The sequence below is a fragment of the bacterium genome, from assembly GCA_021372615.1.
GTDB lineage: Bacteria > Armatimonadota > Zipacnadia > Zipacnadales > UBA11051 > JAJFUB01.
Genome location: JAJFUB010000063.1, coordinates 1 through 22,857 on the forward strand (window position 1 = coordinate 1; position 22,857 = coordinate 22,857).

Annotated in this window: 29 protein-coding genes; 25 read left to right on the top strand and 4 right to left on the bottom strand. The window is 68.4% G+C overall.

Going from position 1 to position 22,857, the window contains the following annotated elements:
* From fusA to rpsI, 23 genes are all read left to right on the top strand, one after another.
* Positions 1 to 987: elongation factor G (fusA, locus tag LLH23_09380; GenBank protein MCE5238690.1), on the top strand; the 987-nt coding region annotated here is incomplete at its 5' end.
* Between the two features lie 93 nt (positions 988 to 1,080).
* Positions 1,081 to 1,449, top strand: a complete 369-nt coding sequence (gene rplN, locus LLH23_09385) for a 50S ribosomal protein L14 (GenBank protein ID MCE5238691.1) — start codon at positions 1,081 to 1,083, stop codon at positions 1,447 to 1,449.
* A 114-nt stretch (positions 1,450 to 1,563) separates the two neighbouring features.
* Complete coding sequence (rplX, locus tag LLH23_09390) at positions 1,564 to 1,893, top strand: 50S ribosomal protein L24 (protein MCE5238692.1); 330 nt, start codon at positions 1,564 to 1,566, stop codon at positions 1,891 to 1,893.
* A 65-nt stretch (positions 1,894 to 1,958) separates the two neighbouring features.
* Positions 1,959 to 2,510 (top strand): 50S ribosomal protein L5, encoded by a 552-nt coding sequence (rplE, locus tag LLH23_09395; GenBank protein ID MCE5238693.1) that lies wholly within the window; start codon positions 1,959 to 1,961, stop codon positions 2,508 to 2,510.
* Between the two features lie 123 nt (positions 2,511 to 2,633).
* Positions 2,634 to 2,819: a type Z 30S ribosomal protein S14 gene (locus LLH23_09400; protein MCE5238694.1), complete on the top strand. Its 186-nt coding sequence runs from the start codon at positions 2,634 to 2,636 to the stop codon at positions 2,817 to 2,819.
* Between the two features lie 72 nt (positions 2,820 to 2,891).
* A complete protein-coding gene (rpsH, locus tag LLH23_09405) occupies positions 2,892 to 3,329 on the top strand; it encodes a 30S ribosomal protein S8 (GenBank protein MCE5238695.1) in 438 nt (145 codons plus the stop codon).
* Between the two features lie 122 nt (positions 3,330 to 3,451).
* Entirely contained in the window at positions 3,452 to 3,997 is a 546-nt protein-coding gene (rplF, locus tag LLH23_09410) for a 50S ribosomal protein L6 (protein ID MCE5238696.1), read from the top strand.
* A gap of 153 nt (positions 3,998 to 4,150) precedes the next feature.
* Positions 4,151 to 4,513, top strand: coding sequence for a 50S ribosomal protein L18 (gene rplR / locus LLH23_09415; protein MCE5238697.1), 363 nt, complete (start codon positions 4,151 to 4,153; stop codon positions 4,511 to 4,513).
* A gap of 59 nt (positions 4,514 to 4,572) precedes the next feature.
* Complete coding sequence (gene rpmD, locus LLH23_09420; GenBank protein MCE5238698.1) at positions 4,573 to 4,758, top strand: 50S ribosomal protein L30; 186 nt, start codon at positions 4,573 to 4,575, stop codon at positions 4,756 to 4,758.
* A 46-nt stretch (positions 4,759 to 4,804) separates the two neighbouring features.
* Positions 4,805 to 5,272 carry a 50S ribosomal protein L15 gene (gene rplO / locus LLH23_09425; GenBank protein MCE5238699.1) on the top strand — a complete coding sequence of 156 codons (468 nt, stop codon included), beginning with the start codon at positions 4,805 to 4,807 and terminating at the stop codon, positions 5,270 to 5,272.
* Positions 5,269 to 6,609: a preprotein translocase subunit SecY gene (secY, locus tag LLH23_09430; GenBank protein MCE5238700.1), complete on the top strand. Its 1,341-nt coding sequence runs from the start codon at positions 5,269 to 5,271 to the stop codon at positions 6,607 to 6,609. Before rplO ends, secY begins: the two co-directional genes overlap by 4 nt.
* A complete protein-coding gene (locus LLH23_09435) occupies positions 6,609 to 7,286 on the top strand; it encodes an adenylate kinase (protein ID MCE5238701.1) in 678 nt (225 codons plus the stop codon). Before secY ends, LLH23_09435 begins: the two co-directional genes overlap by 1 nt.
* A 3-nt stretch (positions 7,287 to 7,289) precedes the next feature.
* Entirely contained in the window at positions 7,290 to 8,090 is an 801-nt protein-coding gene (gene map / locus LLH23_09440; GenBank protein MCE5238702.1) for a type I methionyl aminopeptidase, read from the top strand.
* Positions 8,091 to 8,161: 71 nt separating this feature from the next.
* Positions 8,162 to 8,362: a translation initiation factor IF-1 gene (infA, locus tag LLH23_09445; GenBank protein MCE5238703.1), complete on the top strand. Its 201-nt coding sequence runs from the start codon at positions 8,162 to 8,164 to the stop codon at positions 8,360 to 8,362.
* 85 nt (positions 8,363 to 8,447) lie between these two features.
* The gene (gene rpmJ, locus LLH23_09450) at positions 8,448 to 8,561 is read left to right on the top strand and encodes a 50S ribosomal protein L36 (GenBank protein ID MCE5238704.1); all 114 of its coding nucleotides are present in this window, start codon (positions 8,448 to 8,450) and stop codon (positions 8,559 to 8,561) included.
* A gap of 27 nt (positions 8,562 to 8,588) precedes the next feature.
* A complete protein-coding gene (gene rpsM, locus LLH23_09455) occupies positions 8,589 to 8,972 on the top strand; it encodes a 30S ribosomal protein S13 (protein ID MCE5238705.1) in 384 nt (127 codons plus the stop codon).
* Positions 8,973 to 9,159: 187 nt separating this feature from the next.
* Complete coding sequence (gene rpsK / locus LLH23_09460; GenBank protein MCE5238706.1) at positions 9,160 to 9,555, top strand: 30S ribosomal protein S11; 396 nt, start codon at positions 9,160 to 9,162, stop codon at positions 9,553 to 9,555.
* A 64-nt stretch (positions 9,556 to 9,619) separates the two neighbouring features.
* Complete coding sequence (gene rpsD / locus LLH23_09465) at positions 9,620 to 10,252, top strand: 30S ribosomal protein S4 (GenBank protein ID MCE5238707.1); 633 nt, start codon at positions 9,620 to 9,622, stop codon at positions 10,250 to 10,252.
* An 82-nt stretch (positions 10,253 to 10,334) separates the two neighbouring features.
* A complete protein-coding gene (locus LLH23_09470) occupies positions 10,335 to 11,303 on the top strand; it encodes a DNA-directed RNA polymerase subunit alpha (protein MCE5238708.1) in 969 nt (322 codons plus the stop codon).
* A gap of 43 nt (positions 11,304 to 11,346) precedes the next feature.
* The gene (rplQ, locus tag LLH23_09475) at positions 11,347 to 11,691 is read left to right on the top strand and encodes a 50S ribosomal protein L17 (GenBank protein MCE5238709.1); all 345 of its coding nucleotides are present in this window, start codon (positions 11,347 to 11,349) and stop codon (positions 11,689 to 11,691) included.
* Between the two features lie 35 nt (positions 11,692 to 11,726).
* Positions 11,727 to 12,461 carry a tRNA pseudouridine(38-40) synthase TruA gene (gene truA, locus LLH23_09480; GenBank protein MCE5238710.1) on the top strand — a complete coding sequence of 245 codons (735 nt, stop codon included), beginning with the start codon at positions 11,727 to 11,729 and terminating at the stop codon, positions 12,459 to 12,461.
* A gap of 104 nt (positions 12,462 to 12,565) precedes the next feature.
* Positions 12,566 to 13,006 (top strand): 50S ribosomal protein L13, encoded by a 441-nt coding sequence (gene rplM / locus LLH23_09485; GenBank protein ID MCE5238711.1) that lies wholly within the window; start codon positions 12,566 to 12,568, stop codon positions 13,004 to 13,006.
* Positions 13,007 to 13,088: 82 nt separating this feature from the next.
* Positions 13,089 to 13,484, top strand: a complete 396-nt coding sequence (gene rpsI / locus LLH23_09490) for a 30S ribosomal protein S9 (protein ID MCE5238712.1) — start codon at positions 13,089 to 13,091, stop codon at positions 13,482 to 13,484.
* A gap of 218 nt (positions 13,485 to 13,702) precedes the next feature.
* Here the strand turns inward: rpsI and LLH23_09495 are convergent, their stop codons facing one another.
* Positions 13,703 to 14,008, bottom strand: coding sequence for a hypothetical protein (locus LLH23_09495; GenBank protein MCE5238713.1), 306 nt, complete (start codon positions 14,006 to 14,008; stop codon positions 13,703 to 13,705).
* A 163-nt stretch (positions 14,009 to 14,171) separates the two neighbouring features.
* Here LLH23_09495 and LLH23_09500 point away from each other — a divergent pair, with 163 nt between their 5' ends.
* Positions 14,172 to 17,144, top strand: a complete 2,973-nt coding sequence (locus LLH23_09500) for a right-handed parallel beta-helix repeat-containing protein (GenBank protein ID MCE5238714.1) — start codon at positions 14,172 to 14,174, stop codon at positions 17,142 to 17,144.
* 62 nt (positions 17,145 to 17,206) lie between these two features.
* Positions 17,207 to 18,271, top strand: coding sequence for a HAMP domain-containing histidine kinase (locus LLH23_09505; GenBank protein ID MCE5238715.1), 1,065 nt, complete (start codon positions 17,207 to 17,209; stop codon positions 18,269 to 18,271).
* Here LLH23_09505 and LLH23_09510 read toward each other — a convergent pair.
* From LLH23_09510 to LLH23_09520, 3 genes are read right to left on the bottom strand one after another with little or no spacing between them, the layout of a single operon-like run.
* Positions 18,268 to 20,238, bottom strand: a complete 1,971-nt coding sequence (locus tag LLH23_09510; protein MCE5238716.1) for a hypothetical protein — start codon at positions 20,236 to 20,238, stop codon at positions 18,268 to 18,270. The genes LLH23_09505 and LLH23_09510 overlap by 4 nt on opposite strands.
* A gap of 47 nt (positions 20,239 to 20,285) precedes the next feature.
* The gene (locus tag LLH23_09515; protein MCE5238717.1) at positions 20,286 to 21,788 is read right to left on the bottom strand and encodes a hypothetical protein; all 1,503 of its coding nucleotides are present in this window, start codon (positions 21,786 to 21,788) and stop codon (positions 20,286 to 20,288) included.
* Positions 21,785 to 22,711, bottom strand: a complete 927-nt coding sequence (locus LLH23_09520) for an ABC transporter ATP-binding protein (protein MCE5238718.1) — start codon at positions 22,709 to 22,711, stop codon at positions 21,785 to 21,787. Before LLH23_09520 ends, LLH23_09515 begins: the two co-directional genes overlap by 4 nt.
* Positions 22,712 to 22,857 lie beyond the last annotated feature (146 nt).

The window sequence follows — 22,857 nt, forward strand, 5'->3', positions numbered from 1 at the left end:
GATCTGGGCGCGGTGTCGAAGCTGGAAGAGACGCGGACGGGCGACACGCTGTCGGACCCGCGCCAGCAGGTCGTCTTCCCGCTGCCGCCGGCGCCGACGCCGATGCACTCGGCGGCGCTGACCGCCGCCAGCCGCGCCGACGAGGACAAGGTCGGCATGGCCCTGCCGCGCATCGCGGAAGAGGACTACGGCCTGCACTACGAGCGCAGCGCCGAGACGAATGAGCTGATCGTGTCCGGCATGGGCGCGCTGCACCTGGACATCCTGGCCGAGCGGATGGCGAACCGGTTCGACGTGAAGGTCAACCTGTCCGACCCGCTGATCCCGTACCGCGAGACGATCTCGAAGTCCTGCCGCGTGCAGGGCCGGCACAAGAAGCAGACGGGCGGCCGCGGGCAGTTCGGTGATGTGTGGGTGCGCATGGACCCGCAGGACCCGGGGGTCGAGGAGAACGCCTTCGTCAACGAGGTCAAGGGTGGTTCGGTGCCGACCAACTTCATCCCCGCGGTGGAGAAGGGCGTCCTCGACGGGCTCAAGAAGGGCATCCTGGCCGGGGCGCCGGTCGTCGGTGTGAAGGTCACGCTGGACGACGGCAGCTCGCACCCGGTGGACAGCTCGGAACAGGCGTTCCGCATGGCCGGCTCGATCGCCGTGAAGAACGCGCTGCAGCAGTCGAACCCGATCCTGCTCGAGCCGATCATGAACGTGGCGATCACGGTGTCCGAAGCGATCATGGGCGACATCATGAGCGACATGTCCGGGCGGCGGGGGCAGATCCAGGGCAGCGAGCCGATCGGCGGCGGTCTGCAGGTCGTGCGGGCCCTGGTGCCGCTGGCGGAGATGTCGCGCTATGCCGCGGACCTGCGGTCGCTGTCGCAGGGGGCGGCCAGCTACACCATGGAGTTCTCGCATTACCAGGAAGTGCCGGCGCACCTGGCGGAGGGCATCATCGCTGCCCGCAAGGCTCGCGAAGAGGCGGAAGGCTAGGGCTGTAGGGCGGGGGCTTGTACCCCGCCTGAGCAGAGGGGCGGGGTACAAGCCCCCGCCCTACAGGAGAAGCACCCGACGAGGTAACCAACGATGGTACAGGTTGAATCCAGGCTGAAAGTTGCGGATAACTCGGGCGTGCAGGAGATCGGCATGATCCGAGTCGTCGGGCGCGGGTACCACCGCTATGCCGGACTGGGCGATCAGATCATCGCCTCGGCCAAGCAGGTCACGCCCTCCAGTCCCATCGCCAAGGGCTCGGTCGTGCGCGCGGTCGTGGTGCGCGTGCGCAAGAAGACGCATCGCCCCGACGGCACGCAGATCGCCTTCGATGACAACGCCGCCGTCATCATTGACGACCAGAAGAACCCGCGAGCGACGCGCGTCTTCGGTCCGGTGGCCCGCGAGTTGCGCGAGCGGGAGTACATGAAGATCATCTCGCTGGCGCCCGAAGTCTTCTAGCGTCGGTGGGGTCGCGGTCGGTGACCGCGCGCACAGGCGACGGACACTTGAGAGTTCTTGCGTAGGTGGGGTCACCGACCCCAACCGGGAGCGATAGGTATGGCCAAAAAGCAGATGCATGTCAAGCAAGGCGACGAGGTACTCGTGATCGCGGGCAAGGACCGGTCGCGCAAGGGGCGTGTACGGCGCGGCAAGGTGCTCGAGGTCCGACCCGATCAGGAGCGCGTCGTGGTCGAGGGCATCAACATGATCAAGAAGGCAGTGCGCCAGTCGCAGCAGGTGCGGCAGGCCGGCATCGTGACCCAGCCGGGTCCGGTGCACGTCTCCAACGTCATGCTGGTGTGCCCGAACTGCGACGCCGCCACTCGCGTCGCGCACCGGCGGACGAGCGAGGGCCGGGGCGTACGCGTGTGCCGCAAGTGCAAGAAGGACATTGACGAGTAGGGGCGCGGTCCGCCGCGTCTTCCGGCGTCACAAATGATGTTCCACCGAGAACGAGGCTGAGTGTAATGCCCAGGCTGAAAGACCGATACGACAAAGAGATCCTACCGGCGCTCATGGAGCGGTTCGGCTACAAGAACGTGTGGGAAGCCCCGCGCCTGGAGAAGATCAGCGTGAACATGGGTGTCGGCGCGGCGCGCGAGAACGCGGACGTGCTGGACGCAGCGGCCAGGGAACTGACGACGATCGTCGGCCAGAAGGTTGTCATCACGCGGGCCAAGAAGTCCATCTCGGCCTTCGCCATCCGCAAGGGCATGCCGATCGGCTGCCGCGTGACGCTGCGGGGCGACCGCATGTGGGAGTTCGCCGACCGGCTGCTGTCCATCGCGCTGCCCCGCATCCGCGACTTCCGCGGCGTGTCGCGTAACGCATTTGACGGGCGCGGGAACTACTCGTTCGGGCTCGACGACCAGTTGATCTTCCCCGAGCTGGGCTACGATGACATCGAGCGGCAGCGCGGGATGGAGATCACGATCGTGACGACGGCACGGACGGACGAGGAAGCGCGGGCGCTGCTGGAGATGCTGGGCGTGCCGTTCGTCCGGACCCAGGCGGCGTAGGAGCAGGAACACAGGACCGGGCGGGTGCCTGCCAGACGCGCAGCGCCTCGGCGAAGCCCGCCGGAACATGGGACGATTGACGGGTGAGCGTGAGAACCACGCTCCCACAGCAGGAGGACGAAGTTGGCCAAGAAATCCTGGATCGCCAAACAGAAGCGGCCTCAGAAGTTTTCGACGCGCGTCTACAATCGCTGCATGCTCTGCGGCCGGCGGCGGGGGTACCTGCGGGAGTTCGGCATGTGCCGGATCTGCTTCCGTGAGAACGCCCTGTCGGGCAACATTCCCGGCGTCCGAAAATCCAGTTGGTAGTAGGTGGCAGCAGTGGAAAAGAGAAGCGCCGAGCGATCCTCCAATCCGAACAGGTCCAGTGGAGAACGGCTCATGAAACAGGCAGCCAACACTGAAACCGCGGGCGTCAAGGGCACGGGCGTGCTCTGCGACCCGATTGCCGACATGCTGACTCGCATTCGCAACGCCGCGCAGGCCCGCCACGCCAACGTGAAGGTGCCGGTCTCGAAGATGAAGCGCGAGATCGCCAAGATCCTCCACGAGGAAGGCTACATCCGCGGCTTCCAGCTCGTCGGCAAGGGCCAGAGCCTGCGCATTCGCCTGAAGTACAACGCGAACCGCGAGCCGGTCTTGCGCGGCCTCAAGCGCGTGAGCAAGCCCGGGCGGCGGGTATACGTGCCCAAGGATAAGTTGCCGCGCGTGTTCGGTGGACTGGGCATCGCCATCGTGTCCACGAGCGAGGGCATCATGACCGCGCGCGACGCCCGGAAGCGCGGCATCGGCGGCGAGGTCATCGGGTACGTGTGGTAGGCCGTCGGGTGGGGCATCAGCCCTGCGCCAGGAGCAGGGAGGCGCCAGCCCCCGCCCTGCAGACGAGAATGCGGACGATCGTGGGCGGGGTTGAGTCCCCGCCGCACAGTGGGTGAAATACGATGTCAAGAATTGGCAAGCAGCCGATCCCCATCCCCAAGGGCGTGCAGGTCACGGTCGCCGCGGGGAACGAGGTCACCGTCAAGGGGCCGAGCGGGGAACTCAAGGACACCTTCAGTCCCGACCTGACCATCAGCGTCGAGGAGGGGCAGGTGCTGGTCGCCCGCCCGAGCGACGTGCGGCAGCACCGGTCCCTGCACGGCCTGACGCGTTCCCTGCTGGCCAACATGGTCACCGGTGTGACCGAGGGGTTCAGCAAGCGCCTGGAGATCCAGGGCGTCGGCTACCGCGCCGAGAAGCAGGGGAACGGGCTGCTGCTGCGCCTGGGCTTCTCTCATCCCGTGGTGGTCGAGCCGCGGCCCGGCATCACGCTGGAGGTCGAGGGCACGACCAACATCATCATCAAGGGCGCCGACAAGCAGGCCGTGGGCCAAACCGCGGCGGAGATCCGGAAGCTGCGCAAGGTCGAGCCGTACCGCGGCAAGGGCGTGCGCTATGCCGGCGAGATCGTTCGCCGCAAGGCCGGGAAGAGCAAGGCCGGCGGGTAGAGACGAGGGTCAAGGGTCAAGGGTGACGGCAAGCGGCCCTGGTGACGGAAGACTGAGAGCATAGCGCCCCGTGCGCGAAAGCGGTCGCCGAGGTTCCGGAGGGTGGGGGATGTGCCGGAGCGGCACCGGCGGCGGATACGGGAAGGAACTGATATGGGCAGGTTGAGAGAGAAGCACGAGAGTCTGGCGCGACGCAAGTTGCGCGTCCGCCACAAGATCAGCGGGTCGGCCGAGCGCCCGCGGCTGAGCGTCCGCCGGAGCCTGAAGCACATCCACGCCCAGATCATTGACGATGAGGCGGGCGTGACGCTGGCGGCGGCGACGTCGCTGGAGAAGGGCCTGGCGACCGAGGGTACGGGCAACATCGCCGGGGCTGCGGCGGTCGGCAAGGTGCTCGCCGAGCGGGCCCGGGCCAAGGGTGTGGCCAGCGTGGTGTTCGACCGGGGCGGCCGGCCGTACCATGGCCGGATCAAGGCCCTGGCGGATGCAGCGCGCGAGGGCGGACTAGACTTTTAGGGGCGCCAGGAGTGCGGGCGGGTGGCCCGCCTGCCCTGCTGGATAGGAGGCAATGCGTCGTGGCTGACCAGAAGATCAAAGTGACCCTGACCCGCAGCCTGATCTGCCAGAAGCCGAAGCTGCGCAAGACGGCCGAGGCCCTGGGCCTGCGGCGGCCGAACCAGAGCGTGCTGCTGCCGGACACGGCGGATGTGCGCGGGATGCTTAAGGTCGTCGAGCACATGGTGGCCGTGGAGCCGGCGTAGAGGGAACCAAGGGCGGTCGCCGAGGGCGACCGAACGGAGCAAGACCATGAAGCTAGGACAACTCAGCCGGGCTTCCGGCAAGCTGAAGAAGAGCAAGCGCATCGGTCGCGGGATGGGTTCGGGCCACGGCCTGTATGCCGGCCGCGGCATCAAGGGCCAGAACTCCCGCGGTCACGGCGTGCGCCCCGGCTTTGAGGGCGGCCAGAACCCGCTGTACATGCGCATCCCGAAGCTGCGTGGCACCTCGAACAAGGCCCACAACATCGGGATCTTCCGCGCCGACCACAGCGTGCTGAACACCGGCCACCTCGAGCGGCTGGATGCGGGCACCGTAGTGACGCCGGAGCTGGTGCAGCAGCTGGGCTGGGTCAAGAAGATGGGCAAGAAGGGTCTCAAGATCCTCGGCCAGGGCGACCTGACCAAGGCCCTGACGGTTCACTGCCATGCGGTCAGCGACAGCGCTCGCGCCAAGATCGAGGCGGCGGGCGGCAGCGTTGAGGTGATCGTCGGATGAAACAGCGACTCGCGGCTCTCGCTGCGGCGTTGCGGCTGCCGGACATCCGCCAGCGCATTTTCTTCGTCATGGCCATGTTCGGGGTTTATGTGGCGTGCGCGCATGTGCCGCTGCCGGGCGTTAACCTGGAGGCGCTGCAGAACCTGTTCCAGGGCGGCAACGTCTTCGAGCTGTTCAACACCTTCGTCGGTGGGTCGCTGAAGCGCTTCTCGGTGCTGTCGCTGGGTATCATGCCGTACATCAATGCCTCCATCATCATGCAGTTGCTGGTGATGGCCGTCCCGCAGCTCGAGAAGCTGCAAAAAGAGGGCGAGTACGGGCAGAAGAAGATCAACGCCTGGACCAAGTACATGACGGTGATCCTGGCCTTCATCCAGGCCGCCGGCATGATCACGTACTTCCGGGCCGCCGGAGCCTACCAGGGCGGGGTCTTCGAGACGATCTTTGGCGTCCTGATGATGACGGCCGGCACCTCCTTCCTGATGTGGCTCGGTGACATGATCACCACCAAGGGCATCGGGCAGGGCGTGTCGCTCATCATCTTCGCCGGCATCATGACCACGATCCCGCAGCAGGTCGCGCAGACGGTGGTGCTGTACCGGGGCCAGCAGATCGGCATTGCCAACATCGCCGTGCTGGTGTTGATCTTCACGGTCACGATCTACGGCATCGTGAAGGTGACCAAGGCCCAGCGCAAGATCCCCGTGCAGTACGCCAAGCGGGTCAAGGGCAACAAGGTGTATGGCGGGACCACGACGTTCCTGCCGCTGCGCGTGAACCAGGCGGGCGTGATCCCGATCATCTTCGCAATCTCGGTCGTGCTCTTCCCGGCGACCATCGCGCAGTTCCTGGACAACCCGGGGTTCGTCGGCGGCGTGGCGCGCGCTCTGAGCTTCCTGCACGTCACCGAAGACGGCGTGCGCAATGCCATCAGCAGCATGAAGGACTTCACCACACCCGGCCACAACTGGTTCGCGTCGCTGCTGTACTTCCTGATGGTCGTGGTGTTCACGTACTTCTACACGGCGGTCACGTTCAACCCCGAACAGATCGCCGAGAACCTGCAGAAGAATGGTGGGGCCGTGCCTGGCATCCGCCCGGGCGAGCGGACCCGCGACTACCTGGACCGGATTCTGTACCGCATCACGCTGGCGGGTGCCCTGTTCCTGGGCGTCATCGCCCTGATGCAGTACTACGTGGGCGACATCACCAAGGTGACGACCTTCGGCCTGGTGGGTGGTACGTCGCTGCTGATCGTGGTCGGCGTGGCGCTGGACACGATGGAGCAGATCGAGGCGCAGCTCTTGATGCGGCATTACAAGGGGTTCCTGGGCTAATGGCACAGACCAACCTGATCCTGCTGGGGCCGCCCGGGGCGGGCAAGGGCACCCAGGCCGAGCAGCTTGTGAATGACTACGGCGCCGTGCACGTTTCGACCGGCGACATGCTGCGCGCGGCAGTGAAGAACGGCACGGAGCTCGGCCTGCAGGCCAAGCAGTTCATGGATGCCGGCGAGTTGGTGCCCGACAGTCTGGTCATCGGCATCGTCAAGGAGCGGCTGGCGGCTGCGGACATCCAGGAGCACGGGGTACTGCTGGACGGGTTCCCGCGCACCATCCCGCAGGCCGAGGCGCTGGGGCAAGCCATGGCGGAGCTGAGCATGAGCCCGGCCGTCGTCATCAACCTGTCCGTGCCCGACGAAGTGCTCGTGCGGCGGCTGTCGGGGCGGCGCATGTGCCGGGGTTGCGGGGCCATCTATAATGTGGACCGCGATGGCATAGACGTCGGCGACAAGTGCGCCTCGTGCGGCGGGGAGATCTACCAGCGCGACGACGACTGCGCCGAGGCCATCCAGGAGCGGCTGCATGTGTACCAGCGGCAGACCGCGCCGCTGATCGAGTATTACGAAGCGCAGGGCAACCTGTTGGCAATTGACGGGAACGGCGACCGGGAGACAGTCGGCGGGCGTGTGGACGCCGCCCTGGCCGCGCGCGACATCGGGAAGTGCAGTTAGCGGATGTTGGGTCGCTCGCGGCACCCGAAGGTGCCTCGCAAGACTGAGCAGGATCTGGCGATCATGGCCCGAGCCGGGGCCATCGCAGCCGCCGCGTTGCAGGCGGCAGCCGCCGCCGTCCGGCCGGGCATCAGTAGCCTGGAGTTGGATCAGGTTGCCGAAGAGGCGATTCGCGCGGCGGGCGCTGAGCCGAGCTTCAAGGGCTACCGAGGCTACCCGGGGTCGCTGTGCGTGGAGATCAATGATGTCGTCGTCCACGGCATCCCGCGTGACAGCGAGATCGTGCGCGAGGGCGACATTGTGGGGTTGGATGTGGGGGCGTACTACGGCGGCTTCCACGGGGATACGGCCACGACGGTGGCGGTCGGAGCAGTCAGCGCCGAAGCGCAGCGATTGATGGGCGTGACGGAAGAGGCGCTGTGGGTCGGCATCCGGCACGCGGTTCCCGGGGCACTGTTGGGTGACGTGTCGCGCGCCATTCAGGAGTTCGTCGAGGGCCAGGGGTTCAGTTGCGTGCGCGACCTGGTGGGTCACGGCATTGGGCGGCAGATGCATGAGCCGCCGCAGGTCCCGAACTTCTACGAGCCGCGCCAGTTCGCGGAGAGCGACCTGCTCCTGCGTCCCGGCATGGTCCTGGCGATCGAGCCGATGGTGAACGCGGGAACCTATGAGTTGAGGTGCGATCAGGATCGGTGGACGATGCGCACCGCCGACGGGCGGCTCAGTGCGCACTTCGAGCATACCGTGGCCATCACGAAAGAGCAGCCGCTTATCCTGACAGACTTGGAAGGCCATAGCGCATGAGAAGGCCAGAGCATCGGAAGAAGAGGAAGCCGCCGCAGCCGCAGGAGGAGAGCGAGCAGGGCCAGAAGGCCATTCGCGTGTTGGGCAATGTGGTGGAGAAGCTCCCCAATGCGCAGTTCCGCGTGGAACTGCAGAACGGTCACGAAGTCCTGGCGCATGTCTCCGGCAAGATCCGCATGCGGTTCATCAAGGTCATGGCGGGGGACCGCGTGACGGTGGAGCTGTCGCCTTACGATCTGACCCGCGGCCGCATCACGTGGCTGCACAAGTAGGCGGGAACCGGGGACCGGGAAGCGGGGTTGGGGATTCGGGAATAGCGGGGCGGGGTTGCCCGCCGCCTGAAGTGGAGCAGGGACCATGAAAGTATCGGCATCCGTCAAGAAGCGTTGCGACAAGTGCAAGATCGTCCGGCGTCATGGCGTCATTCGGGTTATCTGCGATAACCCCCGCCACAAGCAGCGCCAGGGCTAAGGTTGGTTTTGACCAGGAGGCAGAGCAGTGCCACGAATTGTAGGCGTTGACGTCCCCAGGGACAAACGGGTCGAGATCGCACTGACCTACATCTACGGGATCGGCGACACGACCGCCAAGCGGATCGTCGCCCAGGCCGGCATTGATCCCGAGACCCGTATGCGCGACATCACCGAGGACGAGGCCGCGCGGCTGCGCGACATCATCGAGAACAACTACGTGATCGAGGGTGACAAGCGCCGCGAGGTGGCGTCGAACATCCAGCGGTTGGTGGAGATCGGCACCTACCGGGGCATGCGGCACCGCCGCGGGCTGCCGGTGAATGGGCAGCGCACTCGCACCAACGCGCGGACGCGCAAGGGTCGGCGCAAGACCGTGGCCGGGAAGAAGAAGGCACTGCGCAAGACGTAGGGCGACTAACGGCGGGAACGGTGCGGCGGGAGCGGGGAACGGCAAGACGGGAACCGCAAGCGCACCGGCGCCGCCCGCGTAGAGGGGCGAGCATGACGCTCGCCATACGGGAAGACAGATTGCCGGGCACGCCCGGTGGTCGAGCACAAGCCGCGACGCAGGCGGCTCATGCGAAAGGTGAAGAGAGATGCGACAGCAGAGGCAGCAGTCCCGCGGGCCCAAGAAAGTCAGACGGCAGGTGCCGTACGGCCGGGTCAGCATCAAGTCATCGTTCAACAACACCATCATCAGCATCGCCGATCAGGAAGGCAACGTACTGGTGTGGGCGAGCGCCGGCACGATCGGCTTCTCGGGCACCAAGAAGGGCACGCCCTTCGCCGCCCAGCAGGCCGCTGAGAGTTGCGCCCGGCGGGCGCAGGAATACGGCATGAGCCGCGTGGACGTCTTCGTCAAGGGGCCCGGCTCGGGCCGCGAGACCGCCATCCGTGCGCTGCAGGCCACCGGCCTCGAAGTCGTCAACATCAAGGACGTCACGCCTGTCCCGCACAATGGCTGCCGCCCGCCGAAGCGGCGCCGCGTGTAGTCGCACGACCGCACAAGACATGTCAAGCCGGCGCGCTGAACGGCGCCTCGGAGGAGAAGCCTAGATGGCCAGATATCGAGATGCAGTATGCCGGATCTGCCGGCGTGAAGGCGGGCAGTTGTACCTGAAGGGTCAGAAGTGCTATGGCCCCAAGTGCACGGTGCAGAAGAAGAGCTACCCGCCCGGACAGGGCGGCGAGGCTCGGGCCCAGCGCCGGCGGCCCACCGACTATGGGCTGCAGCTGCGCCAGAAGCAGCGGATGCGCGCGATCTATGGCCTGCTGGAGAAGCAGTTCCGGCGGTACGTCGCCGCGGCCATGCGCGCCGGTGGCGTGACGGGCGAGGTGCTGATGCAGCTCCTGGAGCGGCGCCTGGACAACGTCGTCTACCGCGCCGGCCTCGCGGCCAGCCGCGCCGAGGCGCGCCAGCTCGTCACCCACGCGCACTTCACCGTGAACGACATCCTGGTCAATGTGCCGTCGTACCAGGTGCGCGCCGGGGACGTCGTCAAGGTCAAGGAGAGCGACCGGCAGGCGAGCCCGTTCAAGGAACTCAAGGCCGCTGCCAGCCGCCCGATTCCTGAGTGGCTCAACGTGGCCTACGAGACCTTCAGCGTCACCGTGAACGCCATCCCGACCCGCGAACAGATTGACACCGAAGTGGACGAGCAGCAGGTCGTGGAGTTCTACTCGCGGTAGACGCCGCGCGCGTCAACGGTGAACGGGCAACGGCGCGCGGGCGACCGAGCGCCGGCCCACGAAGCAGTTCGAGGAGAAAACCATGCTAGCAGGCTTGAACCCCAAGGTGCATCCGCTGGAGTTGACCGACACGTACGGCCGGTTCGCTATCGAGCCTCTGGAACGAGGCTATGGGGACACGCTGGGCAACGCCTTCCGGCGCGTGCTGCTGGCCCACATCGAGGGGGCGGCAGTCACCGACGTGCGCATCGATGGCGCCCTGCACGAGTTCACCACGCTCAAGGGCATCGTCGAGGACGCCACGGAGATCATCCTGAACATCCGCGAGCTGGCGATCAAGGTGCTGCCGGCCGAGGGCGAAGAGGCGGAAGAGGACATCGTGCTGCACCTGAGCGCCAAGGGCGCTGGCGAGGTGCTGGCCGCGGACATCCAGACGCCGCCGCACGTGGAGATCATCAACCCGGAGTTGCACATCCTGGAGATCGCCAACGACAAGTCCGGGATCAACATTGACCTGTGGGTACGGCGGGGCGTTGGCTACGTGCCGACCGAAGAGCGCGACCGGTCGCAGACGCCGCTGGATGTCATCCCCGTGGACGCCGTGTTCTCGCCGGTCTCGCGCGCGAACTACCGGGTCGAGCCGACGCGTCTGGGCAGCCGCACCGACCTGGACCGGCTGGTCATCGAGATCTGGGGCAACGGGACGTTGAGCCCGGAGGCGGCGCTGCACCAGGCCGCGCGGCACCTGCGCGACTACATCGCCATCTTCCTGGGCCCGGCCGTGGACGCCGGCCTCGCGCCCGTCGAGGTCATGGGCGAGGAAGAGGAAGTCCGCAACAAGATCCTCGACACGCCCATCGAGGATGTGGAGTTCTCGGTGCGCACCTTCAACTGCCTGAAGAAGGAGAGCATCAACACGCTGGGCGAGTTGGTGCAGCGGACCGAGACCGACCTGTTGAACATCCGGAACTTCGGCAAGCGTTCGCTCGAAGAGGTGCTGGAGAAGCTGGCGCAGTCCGAACTCAGTCTCAAGGGCGGCGCGGCGGGCTAGGCGGGGGAGTCAAGTTGGACGTCGGGAGGACGACATGCGGCATCTGAAGGATCATCGCCGGCTGGGCCGGCCCACCGACCAGCGGCTCGCGCTGCTGCGCGGACTGGTCGCCAGCCTGTTCCGGCATAACCACATCAAGACGACACTGATCAAGGCCAAGGAAGCCCGCCGCGTGGCCGACCAACTCATCACGTTGGCCAAGCGAGGCGACCTGTCGGCGCGCCGCCAGGTCCTGCGCACCATTCCGGACCCGCGCCTGGTCGGCCACCTGTTCGAGGAGATCGCGCCCCGGTTCGGCAAGCGGGAGGGCGGCTACACCCGGATCATCCCCGCCGGGCAGCGGCGCGGCGACGCGGCACAGATGGCCATCCTGGAGCTGTCCGAGTAGGCGGACCGGGTCTGTCCCCAGGCCCGCGACTGACAATGCGGCATGTGCGCCTGGTGGTTCAGTATGACGGCACCGATTACGCCGGCTTCCAGGTGCAGCCGGACCGGCCCACGGTGCAGGGGACGCTGGAAGAGGCGCTGGGCAAGCTGCTGAACGAGGCCGTGCGTGTCGCCGGCGCGGGTCGGACCGACGCGGGGGTGCACGCCGAGGGCCAGGTCGTTTCCTTTACAACCGATAACGTCATTCCGCTGGAGCGGATCGTGCCGGCGCTCAATGCGCTGCTGCCGCCGCAGGTGGTGGCCCTCTGCGCCGAGGAGGCGCCGCCGGGGTTCCACCCGCGCTTCGGGGCGCGCCGCAAGGAGTACCGCTACCGCATCCTGAACCGCGAGTTGCCCTCGCCGTTCGAGGGACGCTTCGCCTGGCACATCCCCGAGCCACTGGATGTGACGGCGATGCAGGCAGCGGCGGCCGAGTTGGTGGGCGAGCATGACTTTGCCGCCTTCTGCGCCGCCGGCGGCGCGGCCCGGACCTCGGTCCGCGAGGTGCTGGAGCTGTCGGTGGAGCGGCATGGCGAGCTGATCGAGATCACGGTGCTGGGCAACGGCTTCCTGTACATGATGGTGCGCATCATCGTCGGGACGCTGGTGGAGGTCGGGCGAGGGCGGACTTCGCCGGCACGCGTGCGCGAGATCTTGGAGAGCCGGGACCGCACCCAGGCCGGGCCAACGGCCCCGCCGCGGGGCCTGGCGCTGATAAGAGTGGAGTACTAGGGACTAGGGATCAGGCATACGGGAATGGGGAAGAGGAGTCTGGGAGCGGGAGCGTTCCCGGCCCCGGGGCCCAAACCCCTGAGCCCCCAGAAGGACTTTGCGCGATGAACAACCAGAAGATCACACGATCAGCCAAAGCCGACGACGTGCAGCACGACTGGTATGTCGTGAGCGCCCGGGGTGTGCCGCTGGGCCGGCTCGCGGCGAAGGTGGCGCACATCCTGCGCGGCAAGCACAAGCCGACCTTCACGCCGCACGTAGACACCGGCGATTTCGTCATCATCACCGACGCGGCCGAGGTCATGGTGACCGGGAACAAGGCCATCCAGAAGATCTACTACCGCCACTCCGGCTATCCGGGTGGGCTGAAGGCCGAGGAGTTCCGGCACTACCTGCAGCGCGCGCCGGAGAAGCTCGTGCGCGAGGCCGTGGAGGGCATGTTGACACACAACGTGCTCGGCCGCGAGCAACTGCGCAAGCTGAAGGTGTACGCGGGCTCCGAGCACCCGCACGTGGCGCAGCAGCCCAAGCCGCTGGAGCTGTAGGGCCGGGCGCCATGCCCATGGGCCGTCCGCGACGGCTGGCACGGCGCGGACACAGACGCAACGGGAGTTTCAAGGAGGCAACATGCTGCTTCAGGGTATGAGTTACGGAACGGGCCGCCGCAAGGACGCGGTGGCGCGCGTATGGGTCAAGCCGGGCACCGGCAACATCACCATCAACGGGCTGGCGCCGCTGGACTACCTCAACCGCGAGCGGCTGGTGCAGGAGATGCTGCAGCCGTTGCGCGCCCTCGGGGCCGAGGAGACCATGGACGTCAAGGCGTTCGTCAAGGGCGGCGGCAAGACCGGCCAGGCCGGGGCCCTGCGCCACGGCATCGCCAAGGCGCTCATTGATCGCGACCCCGAGAACCGGGCGACGCTCGGACCGCTGGGCATGCTCACGCGCGACCCGCGGGTCAAGGAGCGCAAGCACGCCGGCTTCCGCCGCGCTCGCCGCGCCAAGCAGTTCTCGAAGCGCTAACCCGTTCGGGCAGGCCCCGCCTGCCTCTCACAGAGCCTCAACCACAAGCCAGAGGCCACGTCAGGTGGTCTCTGGCTTGACGATTCCGGGTGGCGGTGGCCGGGGGGATGGTACGCCCGACACTCCTGTCGGGCGGAGTGAACGATGGGCGCCCGACAGGAGTGTCGGGCGTACCGGCGAGCGCCGGGTTACGGGCCACTGCCCGAAAGCGGCGAAGGCTAGCGCGTGGGGAAGGGGAGGGGGAGCTGCCGAGCGCGTTCGCGGCGGGAGTGGAGCAGGTCGCGCACCAGCTCGGGCATGTAGAGGTCTTCGTAGTCCAGGTCGGCCAGCGTCTGCGCGAGGCCCTCGATCTTGTCGCGCAGCGGCAGGTACTTGTCAATCAGCACAAGCATCCAGCCCTCGGGGCGCTCGGGACTGCGGAGCAGACAGCGCCCCACCCGCCCGCCGGTGCTCTCGTACCGCACGAGCACTTGCAGCCTTTCCGCCAGATGCTGCAGTTCGTCGAGCAGCTCGTCTGGTTCCATGGCGCACCTGCTGTAGGCTTTCGCCGCATCCGCGTCGCCATCCTGCCGGGCGGGGCGAAGTTGCGGCGGCCGGCAGGGAGACGGCGGCGTGGCGGCGAATGACACCATGCGGGGAGCACCCCTGTTTCGCGTGTACCGACTGGCGCCCGGGGGCTTTGCGGCCATGCTTCGGCTTCTGTCGCTGTTTCTGCCGGGACTGCTGATCGTCCCGGCCTATGCCACCGATCTCCCCTCCGACATCAGCAGCGACACCACCTGGTCGCTGGCCGGAAGCCCGTACACCCTCCAGACGTCCACCACCATTCGTGCCGGCGTCACCGTCACCGTCGAGCCGGGCGTCGAGATCATCGCGGCCGGGGACTACCGCCTGTTCGTCAACGGCACCCTCAGCGGCGGCGACGCGACGGCTCCCATTGTCTTGCGCTACACCGATGCGGCCGCGCGGGGCGCCTGGGAGGGCCTGTATGTGGCCACGACCGGGCACCTGCGACTGACCAACGCGACGTTCGCCAACGGCGTGTACGGGGTGATGACCGCCGGCGGGGAGGTTAGCCTTACTAGCTGCCGCCTGAGCCTCATGTCGGGCGACGCGATCTACGCGTGGGGGCCGACGGCGCTGACGTGCACCGACTGCGAGTTCCGCGACTGCACGGGACGCGGGCTGTACGTGGAGGGCTACCAGGCCGGCGGCTCGGTCACCTCATGCACGTTTGCCGACAACGGCAGCTACCCGGTGCAGGTGAAGGCCACGCTGCTGGAGATGCTGGGGAACGGTAACAGCTTCACCGGCAACGCCATCCAGCGTGTCGGCGTGAGCTGCAGCCTGACCGATGACATCACCGACAGCGATGCGTGGCCATCCCTGCCGGTTCCCATCGAGTTGGGGGCAGGCGGGGGCGACCAGGTCCTGGCGATCGCCTCCGGGGGGCAACTGACGATCGCCGCCGGGAACACGGTCTATGCCACACAGGTGGACTGCCGCGGGCGGTTGGAGGTGACCGGCAGCACGGACCAGCCCTGCCTCATCGGTCCCGCGCCCGACAGCCTCACCCCGGGGGCGTGGGAGGGGCTGTTGCTCTACACCGGGAGCGTCGGCAGCTTCAGCCACGTCTCTCTGGCGTACGCCGGTACAGGCCTCACCGCGGATGGAGCCACGCTATCCCTGCAGGGCTCCACCATCGAGAGCTGCGAGTACGACGGGGTGCGGGTGACGGGGGCGTCGGCCGTCACGATCGCCGACACGATCTTCCGTGGGAATGGCCGGTGCGGCCTGCGGCTGGAAGGGAGCGGCACGACCGGGACCGTCCAGGGGTGCCAGTTCCTGACCAACGGGAGCTACCCGCTGTGGGCCCTGGCGGCCAATGTGCGCTGCGTGCAGGGCGACAACGTGTACACGGGCAACGCCGTGCAGCGGATCGGCGTGAGCTGCGGCGGCACCCCGGACCTGAGCAGCGGCGACCACGCGTGGGTGAAGCAGAGCCTCCCGCTGGACTGCAGCGTCAACCCGACCGGCGGCGTGCTCAATGTCGGCAGTGGGGCCGCACTCACCATCCCGGCCGGGGTGACGGTCTACCTGGCCGGCCTGGACGTCTATGGTCGCCTGACCGTCGCCGGCTCGGCGGCCGAGCCGTGTCTGTTCCTGCCCACGGGCGACAGCGCGACGCCCGGAGCATGGAGCGGCCTGCGCTACCTGGGCGGAACGGGCAGCCTCACCGGCGCGGTTGTGCGCTACGGGGCCAACGGCCTGTCGCTGCTCAACGCCTCGCCGGCCATCTCGGACTGCGCCTTCTGCGACAGCCAATACGATGGGATGGCCTGCACAGGGGCGTCCGCGCCGGTGGTGACGCACACCGGGTTCGTGGGGAACGGCCGCCACGGCGTGTATGTCGCCGACACGGCGCAGCCGAACCTGGGGAACATCGGGAACGCGGCCGTGGACGACGACGGCCAGAACTCCCTGTCCGGCAACGGCGGCTACGAGATCTACAACGGCACTACGGGCGACATCCGGGCGCAGAACTGCACCTGGTCCTCCACTGACCTTGCGGTCATCGGGACCCGGATCTACGACCATGCCGATCTGTCCAGCCGGGGCACTGTGATCTTCCAGCCCATCCAGACCACGCCCACGGGAACGGCGCCGGTGCTGAGCTGGACCGGAGGCACCGGGTACACCGACGATGGCGTCGAGCCCACCGTCGTCACCCCGGGCAACACGAGCTGGTTCCGGGTCAAGTACACCGACGCCCAGGGCGACGCCCCGCGCTATGTCCGGCTCTACGTGCTCGACGGCACGACCCCGGTGGACGGCAGTCCCTTCAGCATGGCCCTGGTCAGCTCCGCGAGTTACGCCGGCGGCGCGGTCTTCGCTCGCGACGTAGCGCTGCCCGTGGGCCGCAACTACTGCTACTGGTTCGCGGCGGCGGACGCGACGCAAGCCGCGACGGGTGCGCCGACCTCGCCACAGGGCGGGCCGCTCGTGAACACCGCCCCGACGCTCACCTACAGCGCCGAGAGCGGCTATGGCACCGATGGTGTCGCCCCCAACACGGGCCCTGCCGGCACCGGCTTCGTGTTCCGGTGTGTCTACACCGATGCCGATGGCGATGAGCCCACCGCGGTCCGCTGCCGCATCAAGTACAGCGGCGTCGAGATCGCCGGCAGCCCCTTCGCCATGACAGCCGTGGGCGAGAGCGCCGCCGCCGAGGGCCGCACGTACGAGCTGACCTGGACGCTGGGGGATGCCGGCAGCTACAGCACGGTGTTCGAGGCTGACGATGGCGTCAGCGCCGCGACCGGGGCCGCCACGCAGGAGTTGGCCGGGCCGTCGGTGACCCTCGTCGGTCCGCTCGTCGTGGGCCTGACGGTGCTGCAAGTGCGGTCGGACCTGGTGCAGGCGCAGTGGCGCCAGTCCGCGCCTGGCGAGGTGAGCATTGACATCCGCAACCTGGCGGGGAGGACTGTGGCGCGGGTGTGCAGAAATGTAACCTACTCGTCCGGCGATGCCATAGCGCAATGGCCGCGGACACTGTCCAGCGGCGTCCGGGCTCCGGGCGGGACGTACCTGCTCGTCCTCGAGGCCGCCGCCGCTGACGGGACGCGCTGGCGGGCCATGGCGCCTCTGCCGCTGCGGTAGAGCCAGGCCGGAGTGTCTGCACCTGCGGCCGGCCCTGCCCCCTTCCGAAAGCGTGGCGCACCATGCAACAGCAGTTGCGTCAGACGATCGAGAGCCTGGTCAACAGCCGGACCAAGCTTGACGTGCTGTACTACTTCCATCGGAACCCCTACGCCTGGGAGTCGCTCGGCGGGCTGGCCCGGCGCTTGCACCGCGCCCCGGAGGATGTCGAGGAGGCGCTGCAGGACCTCACGCGCGTCAATCTGCTGCAGGTGCGGTCGGCCCGCGCGGCCGATGAGCTGGTCTTCAGCTATAGCCGGGAAGCGCCCGCCGCGCCGGCGGTGGAGCAACTGCTCGAGGCCTACGAAGGCGCGGACCGGCGGGAAGTGCTGCAGGCCGTCTGCGCCGAAGACGAGCAGGCGCGCCTGCGCCGCGTCGCCCAGCGGCGCGCGCTGGACGATCTGCGCACCCGCTTCGTCTCCATGGTCACCCACGAACTGCGTACGCCCGTCACGATCATCAAGGGCGTGCTCAAGACGCTGCAGGCGGGCAACCATGTTACCGACGAGCAGGCCCTGTCCCTGCTCGACCGAGCGGCCCGGCAGTCGGAGCGCCTCAGCAGCATCGTCGAGAACCTGCTGGTACTCTCCGGCCTGCAGGCTGGCGCTCATCTGGAGCTGTACCTTTCGGACGTGGACCTCCCACGGTTGGTGACGGAGGTCTGCGAGCGGTTCAACGGGGGCGAGCGCAAGCCGGACCTGCAGGTGAACCTGGCCGAGGCTCCGCCGACGGTGATGGCCGACGAGTACCTCCTGGGGCAGCTCCTGGAGGAACTCGTCGGGAATGCCATCAAGTTCAGCCCGGAGAACGCGCCGGTGCAGGTCGAGGTAAGCCAGGAGGAGGAGTTCGCCCTGGTGGTCATTGACGACGAGGGGGTGGGGGTGTCCGCGCACCAGCATGAGCGCGTCTTCGACCCCTTCTACCAGGGGCAGGAAGACGCCGCACGTCTGACGGGGGGACTGGGCCTGGGGTTGTACATGGCCCGCAAGATCGCCGAATCACATGGGGGAGAGATCTGGTTCGAGCCCAAGCCGCCCCCGGGCATGCGCGTGTGCTTCACCGTCCCCATCTCCGGGCCGGACACCTAGCCCCAGCGCCGCCGCAGCCACCACTCCACGCAGAGCAGCAACGCCGCGACGCCCAGGACCGCCCCGCTGCGGAAGGGATGCTCGGCCTGCGTCACCCCCTGCGACGCAGGTGTGGCGGGGATCTGGGCCAGGAGCGAGGCGAGCTGATCCAGCGGCGCATATCGCCCCCGCCCGGCAGCCGCGATGGCCTGCAGGACCCCCACCTGCTGCACCGTCTCCGACAGTTCCACGCCCCCTCGCTCGATGACAAGCTGCCGCGTCTCGGACAGCGCGGCGCCTCCCGCCTGCGCGACGAAGCGCACGCTGTACTTGCCGGGCTTCAGGGCCGACACTGTGGCGGCGTAGCGCCCCGGCTCGGAGGCGCTCGGGGACAGCGGGACGGCCAGTCTCTGTCCTGCCCCGCTGATCTCGGCCCGGAGGGTTGCCCCCGTCTGACCGCAGGCGGCCAGGAGACGCACTGGCTGGCCCTCAGGCGCAATGGCGGGGTCGAGCATCACCACGAGCTGGCGCTGCTCGCGCGGCTGTGACAGCCAGCCGATGACGCTCTGCCAGAAGACCTCGTAGAGGCGGCGACTCTCCTCGTCCGCCTCGGCCGACAGGAGCCAGCGGTGTGTGCCGGCGCCGCCGAACAGCAGCGTCGCGCCCGTGCCGAAGGTCCCGGTCACCAGCAGGGCCCGACCCCCAGCCGCCGGCAGGACGGTATCCGCTCCGGGGCGCACGCCGCTCAGGGCTGTCACGCCTTCGAGGAAGGGGGCGCCGCGCCACCAAGGCGCCGGAGCTGCGCGGAGCAACACCTCCCCCAGTTCGCTGCCAGTGCGAGGCGGGGCCACGGGCGTTAGCATCGGCGTGTAGGCGGAACCGAGGCGCGCCGGGAGGATCGGGCCGAGGGCTGCTGCGCCGGTGGCCTGTCTGCCTGCGCACCAGCCGAGCGAGCCACCCCCCTGCACAAAGCCCCGCAGCGCCGTCGCCTCCCCCCCAATCGGGTAGTTCATGAGCAGAACCGCGTGGGCCTCGCGCAGCAGGCGCGGCAGGTTCGGCGCCTCACGCGCGGTCTTGTCGCCCTGCTGGCGCAGGAAGCGGCCCGGGCCCAGCCGCACGAAGGCCTGCGTCTGGAGCTTCGGCAACCGCCCGAGCAGGCGGCGCAGGGCGGCGTAGTCCGGGTCGGGCGCTCCGGCCAGCAGCACCAGCCGCGTCACGTCCCGCCGCGCCTCGATCAGTTGGCTACGCTCGTTGTCAGCCGCCGTAGCCTCGTCGCTGCGGGCGGGCGCCTTGACGGTCAGCACGTGCATGCCGGCGGCCAGGCCCGGGAGTTGGCACTTCACCGCCGCCACGGTGTCCGGACTGAGTGTCGCGGCGAGCGTCGCGATCGTCTTGCCATCGAGCTGGACGTGCACCGGCTGGGCCCCGCTCAGGCCCGTGGCGCGCACCAGCGCTCGCACGGGCACCGGCTGTCTCTCGCGCACGGTGCGAGGGGCCTGGATGGCGACGGGGCCGACATTGGCGGACGGGCGGGTCGGCCCGACCCCGGCGGTGAAGACCGAGCGGCCCGCAGCGCCGAGTTGCGCGGCAGCGGCCTGAGCCTGCCCCTCGGTCTCGGCGCCATCCGAGACGATGAGGACGGGCCCCGGGTCTGCGCCGCCGCGTGCGGCGACCTGCTGCAGCGCGAGCGCGAGGTCCGTCCCTCCCGGCTCGGTTCGAGGCGATGGGGGCTCGCCCAGGCCGCGCGTGAAGGGGACGGTGGCGTGGTCGAAGCGGGCCAACTCGCGGCGCACGGGTTCGCTGCGCAGAGCGGCCGCGGCCTGTTGGCCGCGGGTGAGGCTCTGGGCGGCGGGGAGGCCCATGCTGCCGGAGCTGTCCAGGAGGATCGTCAGGTGGGGGCGTGACGTGACGCGCACGGTGCGCTGCCAGGCCGGGTTGATGAGGGCCAGGACGAGCAGGAGGAGCACCGGCAGGCGCAGGCCTGCCACGAGAGCCAGGGCCCTGCGGTCTCGGCGAGGCGTCGCGGTCGGGAGGCTCACACCGGCTGGCCGTCCTTTGGCTGCACCACGGCGGCGTCCGCGGTAGCCTGCTGCTCCGCCCGTACGCTCAGGACGACGAAGATCAGCGCCAACAGCGTGACCGTGGCGAGCGAAGCGATGGTCTCGGCCATGGTGTCCGGTGAACCGGCGAAGGCGATGCCCACGATCGGGCTCAGCCCGGTCACGATCTGCGGCGCATGGCTGGCCTGCCCCACGAATACATCCCGCGAGGCCTCCAGCAGGAGTCCCACGACCACGGGGAAGACCCAGGCCAGGAACAGGAAGAGGCCGAAGTAGGTCAGGCCCGCGCCGCGGAAGCGCAGCGTGAAGTACTGCTTGGCGCACCCGAAGCACATGACCGTGGCCACGCCGACCATCAGCGGAGCGAACAGATGGGTCAGGGTGAGCCCCCCGAAGCCACCGAGGGCGTCGGGCATCCCGGCCCACAGGCCCGCCACCAGCGTGAGGCCGGCGAAGACACCCAGGGGGCACCAGTTCGCCGCCCAGTCACTCCACACCGGCGAGGCGGGCAGCCCGAGCTTGTGGGCGCGGCGGACGCCCTTGGCGAACTGCCCGGCGTCGGGCGTCACCCCCCACGTGAGCACCACGGCCGCCAGCACCAGGAAGTAGATGACGATCAGGCCCGCCAGGCCCGGTATGTCCTCGACACGCAGGCCCACGGCCCCGCCCAGGGCCAGCACGGCCAGCACAGCCTGGAAGGCGACGGCCTGCGGCTTGGCGTACACCGGAATGGCGTCGCTCTTCATCTTGCGAACCGCGGCCACGAAGAGCAGTGCCAGCACCGGCAGGATGTGCACCAGGGACAGCACCGCCACCGGCATCGGCAGGCCGAAGAAGACTTCGCGGAGCGGCAACGCTGTCTTGGGGCTCAGGAGGCGCGTCACTGTCGGGACGACGGTGAACAGCCCGGACTGCACCGGACTACCGGCGTGCAGGATGATGACCAGCACCGTGACCCAACTGCCCGCGCCGCGCAGCCGGGCCGCCGAGGCGCCGGCCAGGGCGGCCAGCGTGTGGAACAGCAGGGCCGAGGGGATGAGCACCACGAGCGTGATGATGAGCCCGTCGAGGCCCGGCGGGCCCAGGATGACGGCGGCCAGTGAGAAGGGCAGCGTCAGCGCCGCGAGCACCCACTCGCGGATGGGCGCCCCCAGGATGAAGCCGACCGCTGTGGCCACCGGCGACTGGGGCGAGATGCGGTGGAAGTCCAGCATCCCCGAATGCTTCGCCCCCGCGACCGCGGAGGCGACCTCGGACGTGCCGACGAGCAACAGCAGCGCCCCCTGCAGGAACAGCAGCAGCAGGAAGGCCACGCCGTCCTTGAAGGCGTGGGTGACCGACACCCCCCACATGATGCACCCGCAGACGAGCACGATGATGACCATGAAGGGCAGCAGTTGCTGGCGGCGGAGGCGCGACCGGACGTGCTTGATAAGCAGCGGGTTCTCCCAGAGCAGGGCCGCGAATGTCATCCTCACGACACCTCCTTCGCGCCGATCTTCAGGAACAGCGCCTCGAGGTCTTCCTTCTCGCGCGAGAAGGAAGAGACGCGCACTCCGGCCGTCACGAGGGCAGTCAGCAGCTCGCTGGCCTCTGCGCCCTCACCCTCGAAGGCGAAGCGGCAGGCGCCGTTCTCCCAGACCGGGGCGCTCACGCGGGGGTCGGCGGCCAGGACGGTCGCAGCCGACGCGGGGTCGCCGACCACCTCCAGCGCCACCCGCGCCCGCCCCATCACCCGGGCGGCGACATCCGCCACCGTGCCACTCACCACCATCTCGCCCTTCTGCATGACGCCGACGGAGGTGCAGAACTCCGACAGCTCCGACAGGATGTGGGAGGAGATGATGACGGTCTTGCCGGCCTGGCCCAGATCGCGCAGGATCTGCTTGAGCAGGGCCCGGCCATTGGGGTCCACGCCGCTGGCCGGTTCGTCCAGCAGCAGCACCCGTGGGTCGGGCAGCAGCGTCTTGGCCAGCATCAGCCGCTGCCGCATCCCGCGCGAGAGTTGGCTGGTCAGCGCGTGGCGCTTCTCGGTCAGGTCCACGAGTTGCAGGTGCTGGTCGATCACCGGCCCCCGGCGGTGGGGCGGCAGGCCATACGCGGCGGCGAAGAGGTCGAGGAACTCCCAGACGGTGAGGTCCTCATAGATGGGGGCGGAATCGGGCATGAAGCCAACCAGGCCGACGGCCTGCTCGCGCTGGTGATCCAGGTCGAACCCCCCGATGATGACGTCCCCGTAGGTGGCCTCGACCAGCCCCACCAGCGCGCGGAGCGTGGAGGTCTTGCCGGCGCCGTTGGGGCCGATGAGCCCATAGATCTCCCCCGGCCCCACCTCCAGGCACAGATCGCGTACGGCGCACACCTCGTCGTAGTCCACACGCAGATTGCGGACGTGAATCACGTGGCGCCCCCTCCCTGTAGGTTCGCAGACTGCTGATGTCTCTGTTGGACAACCAGTTGGCCGCCAGGGTCCCGCATACCTGCGCGGGGTGTAGCCTACGTTTGCCGGTAGGCTGTCAAGAGTAACCAGGGCGGGGGGGGGGGGGG